Annotated in this window: 14 protein-coding genes; 10 read left to right on the top strand and 4 right to left on the bottom strand. The window is 61.6% G+C overall.

Annotation, left to right across the window (positions count from 1 at the left end; genetic code table 11):
* Nucleotides 1-87 precede the first annotated feature (87 nt).
* The 6 genes from JGZ97_RS11490 (at nucleotide 88) to JGZ97_RS11465 (ending at nucleotide 4,901) form a co-directional block, all read left to right on the top strand.
* Nucleotides 88-1,059: a porin gene (locus JGZ97_RS11490; protein ID WP_207062768.1), complete on the top strand. Its 972-nt coding sequence runs from the start codon at nucleotides 88-90 to the stop codon at nucleotides 1,057-1,059.
* A 176-nt stretch (nucleotides 1,060-1,235) separates the two neighbouring features.
* Entirely contained in the window at nucleotides 1,236-1,940 is a 705-nt protein-coding gene (locus JGZ97_RS11485) for a VacJ family lipoprotein (protein WP_370584048.1), read from the top strand.
* Nucleotides 1,941-2,017: 77 nt separating this feature from the next.
* Entirely contained in the window at nucleotides 2,018-3,178 is a 1,161-nt protein-coding gene (locus tag JGZ97_RS11480; RefSeq protein ID WP_207062767.1) for a PP2C family protein-serine/threonine phosphatase, read from the top strand.
* Between the two features lie 2 nt (nucleotides 3,179-3,180).
* Entirely contained in the window at nucleotides 3,181-3,663 is a 483-nt protein-coding gene (locus JGZ97_RS11475) for an STAS domain-containing protein (protein ID WP_207062766.1), read from the top strand.
* Nucleotides 3,664-3,763: 100 nt separating this feature from the next.
* The gene (locus JGZ97_RS11470; RefSeq protein WP_207062765.1) at nucleotides 3,764-4,252 is read left to right on the top strand and encodes a Crp/Fnr family transcriptional regulator; all 489 of its coding nucleotides are present in this window, start codon (nucleotides 3,764-3,766) and stop codon (nucleotides 4,250-4,252) included.
* A complete protein-coding gene (locus JGZ97_RS11465) occupies nucleotides 4,245-4,901 on the top strand; it encodes a hypothetical protein (RefSeq protein WP_207062764.1) in 657 nt (218 codons plus the stop codon). The genes JGZ97_RS11470 and JGZ97_RS11465 overlap by 8 nt, the downstream gene beginning before the upstream one ends.
* Nucleotides 4,902-4,919: 18 nt before the next feature.
* Here the strand turns inward: JGZ97_RS11465 and JGZ97_RS11460 are convergent, their stop codons facing one another.
* Nucleotides 4,920-6,260: an adenylate/guanylate cyclase domain-containing protein gene (locus tag JGZ97_RS11460; protein ID WP_207062763.1), complete on the bottom strand. Its 1,341-nt coding sequence runs from the start codon at nucleotides 6,258-6,260 to the stop codon at nucleotides 4,920-4,922.
* A 181-nt stretch (nucleotides 6,261-6,441) separates the two neighbouring features.
* On the opposite strand from JGZ97_RS11460, the gene JGZ97_RS11455 reads away from it, so the two are divergent.
* From JGZ97_RS11455 to JGZ97_RS11445, 3 genes are read left to right on the top strand one after another with little or no spacing between them, the layout of a single operon-like run.
* Complete coding sequence (locus JGZ97_RS11455; protein ID WP_242521705.1) at nucleotides 6,442-7,656, top strand: glycosyltransferase family protein; 1,215 nt, start codon at nucleotides 6,442-6,444, stop codon at nucleotides 7,654-7,656.
* The gene (locus JGZ97_RS18500) at nucleotides 7,657-8,796 is read left to right on the top strand and encodes a glycosyltransferase (RefSeq protein WP_207062762.1); all 1,140 of its coding nucleotides are present in this window, start codon (nucleotides 7,657-7,659) and stop codon (nucleotides 8,794-8,796) included. It abuts the gene before it with no gap.
* A 3-nt stretch (nucleotides 8,797-8,799) separates the two neighbouring features.
* Nucleotides 8,800-9,594, top strand: coding sequence for a polysaccharide deacetylase family protein (locus tag JGZ97_RS11445; protein ID WP_207062761.1), 795 nt, complete (start codon nucleotides 8,800-8,802; stop codon nucleotides 9,592-9,594).
* Here the strand turns inward: JGZ97_RS11445 and JGZ97_RS11440 are convergent.
* The 3 genes from JGZ97_RS11440 to JGZ97_RS11430 are packed head-to-tail and all read right to left on the bottom strand — an operon-like array spanning nucleotide 9,551 to nucleotide 12,518.
* Complete coding sequence (locus JGZ97_RS11440) at nucleotides 9,551-10,147, bottom strand: histidine phosphatase family protein (RefSeq protein WP_207062760.1); 597 nt, start codon at nucleotides 10,145-10,147, stop codon at nucleotides 9,551-9,553. The two genes, JGZ97_RS11445 and JGZ97_RS11440, sit on opposite strands and share 44 nt — an antisense overlap.
* Nucleotides 10,148-10,155: 8 nt before the next feature.
* Complete coding sequence (locus JGZ97_RS11435) at nucleotides 10,156-11,289, bottom strand: glycosyltransferase family 4 protein (protein ID WP_207062759.1); 1,134 nt, start codon at nucleotides 11,287-11,289, stop codon at nucleotides 10,156-10,158.
* Complete coding sequence (locus JGZ97_RS11430) at nucleotides 11,286-12,518, bottom strand: glycosyltransferase family 4 protein (RefSeq protein ID WP_207062758.1); 1,233 nt, start codon at nucleotides 12,516-12,518, stop codon at nucleotides 11,286-11,288. Before JGZ97_RS11430 ends, JGZ97_RS11435 begins: the two co-directional genes overlap by 4 nt.
* 210 nt (nucleotides 12,519-12,728) lie before the next feature.
* Between JGZ97_RS11430 and JGZ97_RS11425 the strand changes: the two genes are divergently transcribed.
* The gene (locus JGZ97_RS11425) at nucleotides 12,729-15,383 is read left to right on the top strand and encodes an ABC transporter ATP-binding protein (protein WP_207062757.1); all 2,655 of its coding nucleotides are present in this window, start codon (nucleotides 12,729-12,731) and stop codon (nucleotides 15,381-15,383) included.
* Nucleotides 15,384-15,585: the final 202 nt, after the last annotated feature.

Below are 15,585 nucleotides of genomic sequence, written 5' to 3'. Positions count from 1 at the left end.
CCCGTCAGGCGGGTGATCGAGGGAAGGCTTTTAAAAAGAAAGTTCGTTTTAACTACTAGTATGTTAAAAACTGAAGGGGAAACTTTAATGAAGAAGTCACTGATTGCTCTGGCTGTTGCCGGCGCTATGACTGCTCCGATGATTGCTCAGGCCGACGCTACTCTGTACGGCTACCTGGAAACTCGTCTGACCGCGGACGAAGATTCTGACCTGCAAGTTGCCGCCACCAAGGTTGGCCTGGGTGTTCGTGGCGTTGCTGACAACGATTTCGACGGCCTGGAAACCGGTTACCAGATGGAAATGCGTTTCAAGGCTGGTAACTCCAACGCTGACTCCTCTGATCCTTCTGAAGGTGAAACTGAAGTTCACAAGGCCAACGCATGGCTGGAAGGTGGCTTCGGTCGTCTGACCGCCGGTCTGCAGAACAACCCCGCTGAGCGTGGTGTTTGGTCTATCTCTAACCGCGCCAACGCTACCTTCATCGACCAGCAGGACAACATCAACAACGCCCTGGTCTACACCACGCCTAACATGGGTGGTCTGGAGCTGGAAGTCGGTATCGCCATGGACGCAAGCATGGGCGGCGGCGAGGATATCGTCCTGTCTAACGGCAAGCCTGGGAAGAAAGACGGTGACGACGTAGATGTGGCCGTATTCGGCGCCAACTACAGCATCATGGGTCTGAACCTGGGTCTGGGCTACGCCAACTACGAAGGCGCTGACGATGACGAAACCAGCAAAGACGGTGGCGACATCATCTCTGTTCAGGCTAACTACAGCATCGACGCCCTGACTCTGGGTGCTTCCTGGCAGGAGCGCGACTACGACAACAACGTGCAGGACGTTGAAGGTTGGCTGGTTGGCGCCGGCTTCGCCTTCGGCAAGGCCAGCGTTTACGGCGAGTGGACCGAGCGTGACTTCGACAACGCCGGCGACGACGAAGGCTACGTCATCGGTGCCCGTTACAAGCTGGGCTCCAAGGCTATGGTTCAGCTGGAAACTGCCCAGTTCGACGAGAAGGGAGACCTGACCACTCTGGAATACCAGCTGAACTTCTAAGTTTTCTTAGAAAAGCTGATGCCAGCGAAAAGGGTCCCCTCGGGGACCCTTTTTTATTGCCTGCAAAAAAACCGCGACCAAGGTCTTGGCGAGAAGCGGGTCCAGGGTGATGGTTGCTGGGAAGCTTGCGGTGACTTTTGGTATGATGCGCTCTGGTATTGTGGGCTGAAAGGGCTGTGGTTTCGGTGGTTGTTTTTAGAAAAGTCATTTTTTGTCTTTGGGTCGTTCTGCTTTCCCAATCGGTAGCGGCCCAAGCCGAGGTTGATCCCTGGGAGGGCTTCAACCGCAGTATGTTCGCCTTCAATGAGACGCTGGACAAGTACCTGCTGCTGCCGCTCACCAAGGGCTATCGAGCGGTTACGCCTGACGTGGTGGAGAAGGGGGTTCACAACTTCTTTGGCAATCTGGGCGACTTTAACAGTCTCTTCAATAACCTGTTTCAGCTGAAACTTGCCGGAGCGGCGCAGGATGGTGCGCGTCTTGCGGCCAATACGGTTCTTGGGCTTGGGGGAATTCTCGATGTGGCGACTCCTTTGGGGTTGCCGAAACAGGATGAGGATTTTGGACAGGCCCTGGGGTACTGGGGTGTGAAGAGTGGCCCCTATCTGGTGTTGCCATTCTTTGGGCCGAGCACGTTGCGCGATGGAATTGGGCGAATCCCGGACGCCTATATCAACTCTGTTATCTATTTTGACGATGAGGGGTTGCGTTATTTTCTGCTGGGGCTGCGTACCATCGATCAGCGCTCTCAAATAATGGAAGCGGAGCGTCTGATTAGCGGGGATCGCTACACCTTTATACGAGATGCGTATTTACAGCGACGTGAATTTTTGGTTAATGACGGTAAGGTGGAGCGCATCTACGAGGACGATGGATTTTAGCGCCAGGTATTCGGGCGGAGTAAACCCCTTGAGTTAAACGGGGTTATGAATAGGCGGGAAGCGAATTGGCGAATTCGATGAAACAAAACCTGTATTGCCTGCTGGTTGTCGAAGATGACCTGGATGCTTCTGCAATTGCTGAAGTTCGGGAAATATTTTCCGCGGCGGATATTCGGGTCTGTCAGGCCAACACGCGGGAAGCCGTTGATGCGGCGTTGGAAGAAGGCAAGCCCGATATGCTGTTCAGCGTCACCCCCTTTGATGGTGACGAGAACTGGATCGAGAGCCTGGTGGAGCGCGTCAAGCCGAATCCGGTGGTGGCGCTCTCCCGCGAGAGCGGTTATGCCCAGGTGATTCGGGCGCTGCGCCAGGGCGCGAGCGATTTCTTTACCTTGCCGGTGCGCGACCGTGCGGAGCTGGCGCGCTCCATACGGCGGCAGGGACGGCGGGCCAAGGTGATCGCCGACAGTGCCTATTTCCGTGAGGAGCTGGAGCAGAGCCTGGCCCTGTTGCGTGAAGACCAGCAGGCCGGGCGCCACGTGCAGCAAAAAATGCTGCCCCCCACCGAGATGGTGATCAACGATTACCGCTTTGAGTACCGGGTTAAACCCTCGTTGTTTCTCAGCGGCGATTTCATCGACTTTTTTCGCATTTCTGACTCGCTGGCGATGTTCTACCTGGCGGACATTTCGGGGCACGGGGCCTCCTCGGCCTTTGTCACCGTGTTGCTGAAGAACATGACCAATCGCCTGCTTCGAAACTACAACCGCGGTTCCAGCTTTCATATTCTTTCGCCCACGGATGTCCTCTCCCGAATCAACAAGGAGCTCCTGGACACGGGGCTTGGCAAGCACCTGACCATTTTCGTTGGGCTGCTCGACCGGATCGAGAACACCTTGCAGTACGGCGTCGGAGGCCACTTTCCGATGCCGATCCTGCAGCAGGGGGGCAAGGCGGAGTTTTTGCCGGGAAGCGGCATGCCTGTAGGACTGTTTGACGATGCCCAGTTCGACGGGCGGATCGTGGAACTTGAGGAGCAGTTCACCCTCACCCTGTTCTCCGACGGTATCCTGGAGATACTCGATCAACCGGATTTGAAGGCCAAGGAAAAATGCTTGCTGGATGCCGCAGCGCGGGGCTATGATGACCTACGCGACCTGTCCCGCCTCCTTGGAATTGACGAAGTGGAAGAAGCGCCGGATGATATCGCGGCCCTGAGCGTTTCTAGAGTTGTTTGACCATGCAGAGTGGCAAAATCCTGTTTGCAGAACAGGACGGTAATTACGTTCTAAAATTCGTCGGCGATGTGCGGCTGACCCTCTGCTCGACATTGGATCAGTTCCTTGAGCAGATGTTGCATAACGAAGGTTTCAAGACGGTCATTATCGACCTGACAGAGACCGAGGGCATCGACAGCACCTCCCTGGGGCTGCTGGCCAAAATTTCCGTCAAGATGAAACAGCAGCACCAGCTGCGCCCGACCATCGTTTCCACCAACGACGATATCAGCCGTATCTTGCTGAGCATGGGCTTTGATAAGGTGTTCATCCTCATCAAGGAAGCGGTGCAGCAGGAAACCCAGCTCAAAGAATTGTCGGTGATGCAGGCCTCGGAGGAGCAGGTTCGCTCCAAGGTGCTTGACGCGCACCGCACCCTGATGGAGCTTAACGAGCACAACCGCGAATCTTTTCGTGATCTGGTCCGTTCCCTGGAGTCCGACTGAACTCCTGTATTTCCTCCGAATTTTCCCCGCCTTGACCTCATTCCGGACTCGTGGGAGTCTATATTTATCAATCTGATGCTTCCGTTCCGGAGGGTTAAGCTTGGATATTAATCAGGAAGTCGAGCGGCTGCGTGAGATCCCGATGCTCTCCAAGGTAGAGACTTCCCGGCTTAAGCTGCTCGCCTTTACCAGCCGCCTGGTTCAGTACGAGGACCGTGAGGCCTTGTTTCATGTCGGTGACCCTGCCGATAGCGTTTACCTGGTGATGGAGGGGGAGGTGGAAATCCTGGCCGAAACCGAGGGCGGCGAGACGACCACCCTGGTGCGGGGAGAAAACGCCCTGATCGGCGAGATGGCGGTGATCTCCAAGCAGGAGCGGAGCGCCTCGGTACGGGCGCGCGGAAACGTGCTGGTGCTGCGCATCGAGGATGATGTCTTTCTGCAGCTGCTGACCGGCAATGCCGAAGTGGCGCTGGACGTGATGCGCCAGCTCAGTGACAAGCTGGCTGAGGCCCACCATGCGAATGAGCAGCTGCAGAACCAGCTGTTTGCTCTCAAGGCGGTGCAGGCTGGAGGTGAGGATGGATAGGGCCCGCTTTATCGCCCTGTGGCAGCGCACCCACGATATGGCCGCCTGCTGCCGTGGCGAGGAGGCTTTTGAGCAGCTTGACCGCCGCTATAACGAGTGCTGCCGTCACTACCACGACGGTGAGCACATCAAGCAGATGCTTGAATGGTTCGACCCGTACCGGGGTGAGGCGCAGGACCCGGATGCGGTGGAGCTGGCCATCTGGTTTCACGATGCCTGTTACGGCAATGAGCCTCAGGGTCATGAGTCCCGCAGTGCTGCGCTTTTTCGCTCCCTGAGCGGGGAGGGTATGCCCACTCGCCGCCAGCAACGGGTGGTGGACCTGATCATGGCGACCACTCACCAGGGGCCACCGGGCACCGATGACGAAGCGTTGGTGGTGGATGTTGATCTTTCGAGCTTCGCCCGCTCCTGGCACGCGTTCCTGAAGGATACGGTGCGCTGTCGCGCCGAGAAGCAGGATGTCGGTGACCAGGAGTTCTGCACCTGTCAGTTGGGGTTCCTGCGTACCCTTCGGGCGCGGGAAAGCATCTACTACAGCGCCCCCTTCCAGGCCCGGCACGAGGCGGACGCCCGCGCCAATATCGACCATCTCATTCATCTTCTGGAACTGCGCCAACGGCGCTTAAGCGCCAGCGCCAACGGCTAGGCGAGCCTACTTACGCCGTCAGGCCAGATTCAGCGAGTAGACTTCGGTCGGGGTTATACGACCCTTGACCGTTACCTGTCCCCGCGGTTCGAAATGAAAGCGTTCAGGAGCGCAGGCATCCCGGGTGGCCCGGGAGACCAGCAGCCGGGTGCCCAGCTCCTTGTTGATCTGTTCGAGCCGGGCTGCGACATTCACCACGTCGCCATGTACGGTGTAGATAAGCCGGTGCTGTGAACCCATGTAGCCTCCCACCACAACCCCCGTGTTGATGCCGATACGGTTGCTCAGGCGGACGCCGCGGGCGAACGTGTGCTGTTGGAGCAGCTGCTGAATCTCCAGGGCCGCCTGCACGGCGCAGGTCGAGGGGCTGTCCTCGCCCTGGGGGTTATTGAAGCTGGCCAGAATGGCATCGCCCTGGAACTGGTTGATGGTGCCGCCGTACTTTTCCAGAATCTCTTCGTTAAGCGTGAAATATTCGTTGAGGGTGGCCACGGCCTGTTCGGGCTTGAGATGCTCGCTGACCGCGGTGAAGTCGGCGATATCGATAAACATGACCGCCGCATTGTAGGTCTTGGCCTTGCCGGCCTGGGGTTCATCCTCTGACAGGGCAAGGCTCGCGACGACCTCTTCGGGGACGAAGTGGGCCAGATCCTCCGCCACGTGGGTTTCCACCGCGGACTCCAGTAACAGCTTCCTCGCCCGGTAAACGGCGGCCGCGAGCACGGCTCCCACCAGCAGAATGGAGATGATTTTGTCGAATTCTCCTCCCAGCAACACGCTGTTTGAGGTCAGGTAGTGCACGTAGTCCTTGGTGATCACCGTGCCGGTGGGATCGGCACGCACCGCGTAGAGCACCATCAATAGCCATCCCAGGGCGGCCGTGGCGCTGGCGAAGAGAATAAATTTCACTTCAAAGCGCAGCGCGCGCATCGCGATGAAAATGAACACGTACAGCAGGGTCGGGGCTTTCAGGTAGAAGCTGGGGGGCTGCATGTACTGCAGGTGAAAGCTCCAGATCAGCAAGTAAACCAGGGCCATGTCCACCACAATGGACAGATAGGTGAAGCTGTCCGAGGGCAACCGTTGGTAGCTGATATAGAGGTGCAGCATCGCGAACAGGTAATAGATGCTGAGCACCCAGGGTACCGGTGCAAAAGGGGCTTCTGCGGGGAAGGTTTTGGGAGACAGGGCGTAGAGCATGGCAAATGTGAACACCACGGCCAGCTGCACCCAGGCCACCAGTCGTTCGCTCTGCTCCTGATGGCGGTTGATCGCCGCTCGCACACGTGCCGGCAGCAAGGCGCTGCGCTCGGTCGTGTGGGCCATTTCGTTGAGCAGGGTAGCGACGGTGCGTTTCATCAGTTCTCCTGGGCCGGCTGGTCCGTCAGCCGGGGGCCATGTTCCCCTTCAGAGTAGGAAAGGGGGGGGCGTGTTACAAAAGATTGCTCGTCTTCGGTGGCTTTGGGGGGCTCCAAGTGCTCAATTGTAAACCCTGAGGTGATAATCTAAGATGCGGTTTAACGCTCAGGAGGGATCCCGAATGATGGCTGACGGCGCGCCCGGCAAGCTCGAGAATGCTCGCGTGCTGATTTACAGTCACGATACCTTTGGTCTTGGGCACCTGCGTCGCTGCCGCACCATCGCTCACGCCCTGGTGGATCGCTTCAAGGGGCTTTCGGTACTGATCCTCACCGGTTCCCCTATTATCGGTCGCTTCGACTTCAAAGCCCGGGTTGATTTTGTCCGTATTCCGGGCGTCATCAAGCTGCATAACGGCGATTACACGTCCCTGGGGCTGCATATCAATCTGGATCACACGCTGGCCCTGCGCGAGTCCATCATCCTTCATACCGCCGACGTCTTCGAACCGGACCTTTTTATCGTGGACAAGGAGCCCCTGGGGCTCAAAGGGGAGGTGGCTTCAACCCTGGCGATGCTGAACGCCCGTGGCGTGCCCACGGTGCTCGGGCTGCGGGATGTGCTTGATGCGCCGCATCTGCTCAAGCCGGAGTGGGAAAACAAGGGCGTGCTACCCGCCCTGGGCGACCATTACGACGAGATCTGGGTTTACGGCGATCCGGCCATGGGAAGCCCGCTTGCCGGACTTGCGTTGCCCCCGGCGCTGGAGGAGAAAATTGTCTATACCGGCTATCTGCCGCGTGCCTTGCCGGAAAAACTCCACTCCAGACACCTGACGGATGTGCCGACTCCTTTTCTGTTGATAACCCCCGGCGGTGGCGGTGACGGTGTGGAGATGGTCGATTGGGTATTGCGGGCCTACGAGGCGAGCGCCGAGCTGCCCTGGCACGGCCTGTTTGTTCTTGGCCCCTTTATGAGCCTGGCGGAGCGCGAGCAGTTTCATGCCCGCGTCGAGCGCCTTCCTCATGCCAGTCTGATTACCTTTGACGATCAGCTGGAGTGCCTGATGGATGAGGCGGTCGGGGTGGTGGCCATGGGGGGCTACAACACCTTCTGTGAGTTGCTCTCGTTTAACAAACCCTCGTTGATCATCCCCCGCACACGACCCCGGCAGGAGCAGCTGATTCGTGCGCAAAAGGCCGCTGAACTGGGCTTGGTTTGTATGCTTGACCCCCGTGCCGGCACCAGCACCGGGCGCATGGTGGAGGCCCTTCATGCGTTAAACCGCTGTCCTTGTCCGCAAGCGCGTATGCCTGCCAACTTCCTCAGCGGGCTGGATTCCATCAGTGACCGCGTGTGCCGCTGGGTGGACGCAGGCTCCAAGGGCGGACACTAGGTGGCGTCTTCCCCGCGCGTGCTGTTTTACGTCCAGCACCTGCTGGGTGTCGGTCACCTAAAGCGCGCTTCGCTGCTGGTTCGGGCCTGGGCCAAAGCCGGTCTGGAGGTACAGGTGGTGAGCGGCGGTGAGCCCGTTCCCGGTTTCGCTTTTGAGGGGGCGGAGGTTGTGCAGCTGCCTCCGATCAAGGCTGCGGATGCGACCTTCTCCTCACTGGTTCGTGCCAATGGTGACCCCCTGGACGAGGCATTTCGCGCTCGTCGCAGCGCTCAATTGCTGGAAACCCTCGCTCAGTTCGAACCGCACCTGTTGGTCATCGAGAATTTTCCCTTTGGGCGGCGCCAGTTGCGCTGGGAGCTGCTGCCATTGCTGGAGGCGGCGGTCAGAGGGCCCTGCCGGCCCCGCATTCTGAGTTCGGTGCGGGATATTTTGCAGGCTCGAAAGCCTGAGCGCATCCGCGAGACCCTGGCGTTGCTGGGGCGCTACTTTGACGGGGTGCTGGTCCACGGTGACCCGGCCTTTTTACCCCTGGAGGCCAGCTTTCCCGCCGCCGGAGAGATTGCCGAAAAACTTCACTACACCGGCTATGTCATTGACGACCGGGCGCCCTCCCGGGGCTCCCCGCGGAACGAGGTGCTGGTATCGGCGGGCGGAGGCGCGGTGGGAGAGGCCCTGATGTGGGCGGCACTGGCGGCACGCCCCCACACCTCCCTGGCCCGGACTCCCTGGCGGTTTCTGGTCGGCCCCAACCTGCCCGCCTCGGTCGAGGCCGCGTTACGCCGGCAGGCGCCCGAAGGGGTCATGGTCGAGCCCGCCCGGAGCGATTTTTCCGAACGCCTGGCCCGTTGCCGGCTTTCCATCTCCCAGGCCGGCTACAACACCGTCATGGACCTGCTGCGGGCCGGCTGTCCCGCGCTGCTGGTGCCCTTCGAGGGTAATGGTGAAACCGAGCAGCGGATGCGCAGCGAGCGGCTGCAATTGGCGGCGGGGTATCCGCTGCTGGCCGAAGCGGAGCTTGATGGAGCGAGTTTGGCGCGCGCCGTGGAGCAGGCGCTTTCTCATGGGCCGGGAGAGGTCGCCATCGACACGGACGGTGCGGCCCAGAGCGCCCGGATCCTGAAGCGGCTGGCGGCGGAGTGAGCGATGGTGAGTAGCTGGGAGGCACTGCGCGATGAGCTGAGTCGTTGGCGGGATGATGGTCGAGAGGTGACCCTCTGGTGGCGGGATGATGATGCGGAGCGGGCGAGCCCGGCGCTGGCCCGGCTCAACCGCCTGAGTCTCGAGCACCGGGTGCCCCTGGCGTTGGCGGTTATTCCCGATGGGGCTGATCCATCCCTTGCACCGCTGTTTGCCGACAACCCCCGGCTGTGGGCGTTGCAGCACGGCTTCAGCCACTGCAGTCACGCGCGGCCAGGTGAGCGTAAGTGTGAGCTGGGGGATGCGCGTCCAGTGGGGGTTGTGCTCGACGAGCTGCAACGGGGGCGCCGCGCCCTGGCCGGGTTGCTGGGAAAGCGTTTTCTGCCGGTGATGGTGCCGCCCTGGAACCGGCTCAGCGATGGGGTTGCCGAAGGGCTTACAGGTGCAGGTTTTTCCGGCCTTTCCACTCTCGGGGCACGCAACAGCGCCGAGACCTTCGGGCTCAAGCGGGTCAATGTTCACGTTGACCTGATCGACTGGCGCGGCGGGCGCTGCTTTGCCGGGGAGGAGACGGTGCTGGCCCAGTTGCTGGATCATCTGCGGGCGCGGCGTCTGGGAAGTGCGGATGCCGCTGAACCAACGGGTATCATGACCCACCACCTGGCTCATGACGCGGGCTGTTGGAGGTTTATGGAAACCTTGCTGTCGGTCCTCGACGGGTCCGCCGCACGCTGGCTGGGTGCCGACGAGGTTTTTCCTAGGAACGCTCCTCGCCAACCAGAGGGATGTTGTAGTCCCTGAGCCGCCAGTTGCCGCCGCGCCGCTGTAGCCAGATACCCTGTTGCCAGTCCGGTTTTACCGGGCAGTCCCGGCGCATATCCCATTGCAGTGCGACGCTGAGCAGCGCCCGGATCACCCCCTTGTGGGTGACGGCACCGAGCTGTCCCGACTGCTTTTCCAGCCATGCCAGTACGCGTGCCTGCACCGCGCGCGGCGATTCGCCGCCGGGCGGCTGCAGGTCGAGGCCGCGGGCTTCGGCCCGGGCCATCGCCGCTCCCAGGCGCTGGCGCAATTCGGGCAGGCGCTCTCCCTCCCATTCTCCCCAGTCCATCTCACCCAGCGCAGGCGCCAGCCGGGGGGCCTCGATCCCCAGCAGGGCGGCGGTCTGACGGGCCCGTTGCAAGGGGCTGGTAAACCAGCGCCAGGTATTGAACGGTTCAGGAATCGCTCGACCGGCGAGGCTTTCGCGCCCTTGCGGGCTCAGCGGAATGTCCCGGCGCCCCTGCAACCGTTTCTCCCGGTTCCACTCCGTGGCGGCATGGCGGAGCAGCAGCAGGTCAAGGTCGTTACTCACAGTCGCGGTCACAGTAGCGGCGTCAACAGGGCTTGCAGGCGCCCGGCGGTGGCGGGCAGCCCATGGTGGGTTTCGACGTACGCCTGCGCTTTCTTGCCAAGGCGCGCCAGCTCCTCGGGGCTCGCCAACAGCCGGGCGAGGGCGGCGGCAAAGGCGACCGGGTCGCGGGGCGGGGTGAGCCAGCCCTGGCACTCAGGGGCGAGAACGGTTTTTACACCACCTTCGTCACCGGCGAGTACCGCTGTGCCTTGGGCCTGGGCCTCGAGCAGCGCCATCCCGAAGGCCTCGTTAACCGCCGGCCAGACGCAGAGGTCGGCGGCGGCCAGCAGCGGCTGCAGCGCCTCGGGAGGCTGAAGGCCGAGAAAGCGCACGCGATCTTCCAGCGCTGCGAAATCGGCCCGAACCTGGGCGGCGGCGCGGCCGTCCCCGGCTATCAGCAGCTGCCAGGGTAGATCACCGGGAAGTAACTTGAGGGCTTCGGCCAGCAATCGGTACGAGTGGGCCTTGTCCCCGGGGCGCATCATGGCGACGGCGATCAGCCAGGGCGGCCGGGGATCGATGCCCCAGCGTTCGGCCAGTTGGGCTCTGGACGGGTGAGGAGATGGCGGTGGCGCAAGGTCGAGAAAGGGGGGCAGGGCGTGAAGCCGCCGTGGCGGCAGCCGCTCGGCGAGGCAGGCGCGGTCCACAGGGTTGAAACACAACACCGCATCGGCCTGGTGCAGGGCCCCCAGGCTGGCTTCTAGCCCAAGCCGCCAGGGGCCTGTCTGTTGTTTGGGGGCGTAGGAGGCCTCCACCACCACGTAGGGAATCCCCAAGGTTCGGCAGACGGTCGGGCCCAGCCAGTCCGGCGCCTTGTGGTAGAGGTGGTAGGTGAGCCACAGGCGTGGCCGGTGCTCGGCGGGCAGGGCGTCTAAGCGGCGGATCAGACGCTGAGCCAGCCGTTCACCGAGCCGCCGCAGGCGCTGTTGGCGGTGGGGGTTGCCGCTGCCGTCACGGCTGCGAAAGCGTGAGGCCAGCATCACCTCGAAACCGGCCAGCGCCAGGGCCTGCATCAGCAGCTGCGCCAGTGTCCGGTCTCCCGAGGGATTGGGGTGGGTGGGTGGCTTGAGGGGGGCGTAGAAGGCCAGCGGGATCGGGCTCATGGCGAAGCTGCCGGGAACTTTTCCATCAGTATATCAATGCCCCGGTCGGCGTCGAACTGCTCGGTCACCCGGTGATAGCCTGCTTCCCCAAGTCGGTGGCGGAGAGCGGGATCGGCGATCAGTCGGGTCAGCGCAGCGGCGAGGGCGTCCTCGTCCCGCTCCTCCACCAGCAGCCCGGTTTCGCCATCGTGGATCAGCTCCGGAATGCCTGAAATGCGGGTCGAGATACAGCACAGACGCTGGCTCTGGGCTTCCATCAGTACATTGGGGAGGCCGTCACGGTCGCCGTCATCCACCACCGTGCTGGCGAGGACAAAAATATCCGCCTGCCGGTAATAGTCCAGGACCTCCTCCTGGGGTAGCGCCCCCAGCCAGCGCACGCGCTCATCGACGCCAAGTGCCTGGGCTTGTCGTTGCAGGCGGGGAAGCTCGGTGCCGCCGCCAATATGGGTGAGTCGCCAGTGCAGGTGTCCGGGTAATTGCGCCAGGGCGTTGAGCAGGTGCCGGTAACCTTTCTTGGGAACCGCGCGGCCCACGGAGATCAGCTCCACCGGGGCCTTCAAGCCGTTCCGATGTGAATGCTCGTCCCTGAGGGCCGGGCTGAAACGCTGAAAGTCGAGGCCATGATAGACCAGGGAAACCCGGCCGGGGACGGGGCTTAACCGTTGCAGGTAATCACAGTTGGCCTGGGTGCAGGTGACGAGCCACTGCAGTTCTGCGAGCTTTTCGCGCAGCTCCCAGGCGGGCAGGGTCCAGATATCCTTGGCGTGGGCCGAGGCGCTCCAGGGAAGCCCCGTGAGTCGGGCGCAGTAGCGGGTCACCGAGCCGGGCGTATGGATAAAGTGGGCGTACAGCCAGTCGGTTCCGGGGGGCAGTTCAGCGGCGAGCACCAGGGCCTGACCGAAGCGGCGCAGGCGGTTGCGGCTGGGGTCGCGCACCAGGTCCCGCAGCCAGGGGGCCAGTGCCCGAAGCAATGCCGAGGGGCGGCGCAAGCTCGCCAGCAAGCCGGCCAGCACCCGCAATGGCTCCTGGTGAAGGTATTCGGGCAGGTAGAGCACGGGGGCTTCGATTTCCCGGTGGATCGGGTGCACCGCCTTGTCCGTGGGGTGGCGCAGGGAAACGAGGGTCAGCTGCAGGCCGCGCTGCTCAAGTTTGCGGATCTCCTGGGCGATAAAGGTCTCGGACAGACGAGGATAGCCTTTGAGAATCAGGGCAACACGCAGCGCCACGCGGGGCTCCTTTTTAAAAAGGGCAAAGAGACCATCATATCATAGTGTTAGGCAGGGCTCGGCGGGCGGCTTTGGACTATGCTTGCTGCGATGGTCGGCCGTATTACTGCGCATGTGTGTGACAGCGGTCGTTCCAGGAGCGGATTGAAACCGTCGCGGCTGTTAGCTGGCGGCGGCCTCGCCGGGCAGCTGAATTCAGGATCGCAGGGTATGGATTCTTCCATTTTTAAGTACATTCTGCGGCATACCCTGAAAGACCAGGTGCTGCTCCTGCTGCTGACCGTCCTTTCCCTGCCTTTTCTTTACGCCACCCTGGAAGTCCCCAAGCTGATCATCAACGACGCCATCGGCGGCGCTAACGTGCCCGATGAGCTGTTCGGCTATCCCATGGATCAGATCCGCTACCTGTTTGTGCTCAGTCTCCTGTTTTTGGCGCTGGTGCTGATCAATGGCGGCCTCAAGTACGTGTTGAACGTCTACCGTGGGGTGGTGGGCGAGCGCATGTTGCGGCGGTTTCGTTTTGAGCTTTTTACCCGGATTCTGCGTTTTCCGCTGCCCCACTTTAAGAAGGTCTCCCAGGGGGAGATGATCCCCATTATTACCGCCGAGACCGAACCCCTGGGCGGGTTTATCGGCGAGGCCTTTGCGCTCCCGGCCTTTCAGGGCGGGGTTCTGTTCACCTACCTGTTTTTTATCTTCAACCAGGACCCGATGCTGGGGCTGGTCGCGACCGCGCTCTACCCGTTTCAGATGTACATTATTCCCAAGCTGCAGCGGCGGGTGAACCAGCTGGGTAAGCAGCGGGTGATCGCCGCACGTCGCTTGGGGGACCGGATCGGTGACACCATCGCCGGCATTCGCGAGGTTCATGCCCACGACACCTCCCACTTCGAGCGCTCGGTGGTCAGCGAGCGTTTGGGGTCGATCTTCGAGCTCCGCTACGAGATCTATAAAAAGAAGTTCTTCATCAAGTTTCTCAATAATTTTCTGGCCCAGGTCACCCCTTTCTTTTTCTACTTTTTCGGTGGTTACTACGTCATCCAGGGGGAGCTCTCGCTGGGGGCGCTGGTGGCGGTGCTGGCTGCCTACAAGGACCTGAGCGCCCCCTGGAAGGAGCTGCTGAAGTACTACCAGACCAAGGAGGACGTGCGGATCAAGTACGAGCAGATCGTGGACCAGTTCCAGCCGGCGACCCTCATGGATGTGCCTTTGCAGGACGCGCCTCCCACCCCGTTGGATACGGCCAAGGCCTGCTGGGAGGCGAATAAAGTGGCCTACGCCGAGCACGAGGGTATCAACCTGATTGACCAGCTCAGTTTCAGGATCGCCCTGCGCGAGCATACCGCCATTGTCGGCATGGGGGGCAGCGGCAAGGAGGAGCTGGGCTTGTTGCTGGCGCGTCTGCTGGTTCCAACCGGGGGGCGACTTTACCTCGCCGGAACCGACATCACCGCCCTGTCAGAGGCCACCCTGGGGCGGCACCTGGCTCACGTGGGCGCCAATGCCCACCTGTTTGGGGGCAGTCTCCGCGACAACCTGCTCTACGGCTTGCGCCACCGCCCCCAGGATGAGCCGGAAGAGGAAGCGGCCGCATACCGCGCGCAGCAGTTGGCGGCGCGCCAGTCTGGCAACAGCGAGGCGCGCCCGGACGGTCGCTGGTACGACCTCGAGGAGTTGGGGCTTGAGAGCGAAGCGGCGTTGCACGAGCGGATTCACCGGGTGTTGGCGCTGGTTGATCTCAACGATGACGTTTTCGCCATGGGGCTGCTGGGGTATCTGGAGCCACACCATCCGCAAACCCTGGAAGGCCAGCTGCTCGAAGCCCGAAGGCGGATTCACAACCGCTTGCAGCAGGCTGAGTACAAAGGCCTGGTGGAGCTGTTCGACTGGCCGCATTACAACACCAACCTGAGTGTTCTGGGCAACATCCTCTTCGGCGCCAGCGACAACAAGAGCCTCAACATCGAGCGAGCGGCGGGCAACCCCCAGGTGCAGCGGTTTCTCGAGGAGCAGGGGCTGCTGGAAGACCTGTTGCTGATCGGATACCGTCTGACGGAGATCATGGTGGACCTGTTTTCCGACGTGGAGGAGGACAGTGATCTATTCGAGCGCTTCAGCTTTATCCGTGCAGAAGACCTGCCCGACTACCGGGCACTGTTGGGGCGCACCGGCAAAGAGCACCTGGCCCGGGCGCCGGCCGAGGTGCGCCAGAAACTGCTGGCGTTGACCTTTCAGCTCAGCCCCGCCCGTCACCGCCTGGGGCTGATCGACGAGGCCATGCAGCAGCGCATCCTGCAGGCGCGGTTCAGTTTTGCAGAGAAGCTCGAGGCGCGGCAGTTTGATTTCGCCATCGAGTTTTTCGACCAGGAGCGTTTCAGTGCCAGCCTCAACCTGCAGGACAACATGCTGTTCGGCCGGCTGGTGTACGGCCAGGCCAAGGCCCAGGCCCGGATTACCGCGTTGATTCATGACGTGGTGAACGAGGTGGGGCTGGAGGAGGCGATTATCGACGTTGGGATGGACTTCCAGGTGGGCTCGGCGGGCGGGCGGCTCTCCCTGGCACAACGGCAGAAGCTGGCGATCGCCCGGGGGCTGCTCAAGGACCCCGACGCGCTGATTCTCAATGAGGCCACCTCGGGCATGGACCCGGGCGCCGAGACGCGGGTGCTGGGCAACCTGCGCGAGGCGCTTCAAGGTTGCGGTCTGGTCTTTATCACCAGCCGCGTCGAGCTCGCCCGGGGCTTTGACCGCCAACTGCTGCTGGAGCGCGGTAAGCTGGTGGAAGAAGGGGACGGTGAGACGATCAGGCAGGAGGTGGTGGCCGAGTCGCCGGGGGACCCCGGCGATGCGTCAGGGGGACAGTGAGTGGGAAGCGGGAAACGGGAAGCAGGAAACGGGAAGCGGGAAACGGGAAGCGGGAAACGGGAAACAATAAAACGGAAAAAGGCCTTTGCAGGGTTTTCTCAACTCAGATTCCCCAACACCGATTCCCCAACACCGATTCCCCAACACCGATTCCCCAACGCTGATTCCCCAACTAGGCCCCTCTAAATCTGATTAAGCACTC

The sequence above is a fragment of the Motiliproteus sp. SC1-56 genome, from assembly GCF_017309075.1.
GTDB lineage: Bacteria > Pseudomonadota > Gammaproteobacteria > Pseudomonadales > Balneatricaceae > Motiliproteus.
Note: the sequence above shows the minus strand (reverse complement) of the source record. Positions and strands in the feature narration are given on the sequence as shown.

Excerpts from the sequence above, each read along its gene's own strand:
- JGZ97_RS11480 (WP_207062767.1), top strand. The coding sequence starts at position 2,018 with ATGAAACAAAACCTGTATTGCCTGCTGGTTGTCGAAGATGACCTGGAT.
- JGZ97_RS11445 (WP_207062761.1), top strand. The coding sequence starts at position 8,800 with ATGGTGAGTAGCTGGGAGGCACTGCGCGATGAGCTGAGTCGTTGGCGG.
- JGZ97_RS11425 (WP_207062757.1), top strand. The coding sequence starts at position 12,729 with ATGGATTCTTCCATTTTTAAGTACATTCTGCGGCATACCCTGAAAGAC.
- JGZ97_RS11435 (WP_207062759.1), bottom strand. The coding sequence starts at position 11,289 with ATGAGCCCGATCCCGCTGGCCTTCTACGCCCCCCTCAAGCCACCCACC.
- JGZ97_RS11465 (WP_207062764.1), top strand. The coding sequence starts at position 4,245 with ATGGATAGGGCCCGCTTTATCGCCCTGTGGCAGCGCACCCACGATATG.
- JGZ97_RS11455 (WP_242521705.1), top strand. The coding sequence starts at position 6,442 with ATGATGGCTGACGGCGCGCCCGGCAAGCTCGAGAATGCTCGCGTGCTG.
- JGZ97_RS11460 (WP_207062763.1), bottom strand. The coding sequence starts at position 6,260 with ATGAAACGCACCGTCGCTACCCTGCTCAACGAAATGGCCCACACGACC.
- JGZ97_RS11475 (WP_207062766.1), top strand. The coding sequence starts at position 3,181 with ATGCAGAGTGGCAAAATCCTGTTTGCAGAACAGGACGGTAATTACGTT.
- JGZ97_RS11490 (WP_207062768.1), top strand. The coding sequence starts at position 88 with ATGAAGAAGTCACTGATTGCTCTGGCTGTTGCCGGCGCTATGACTGCT.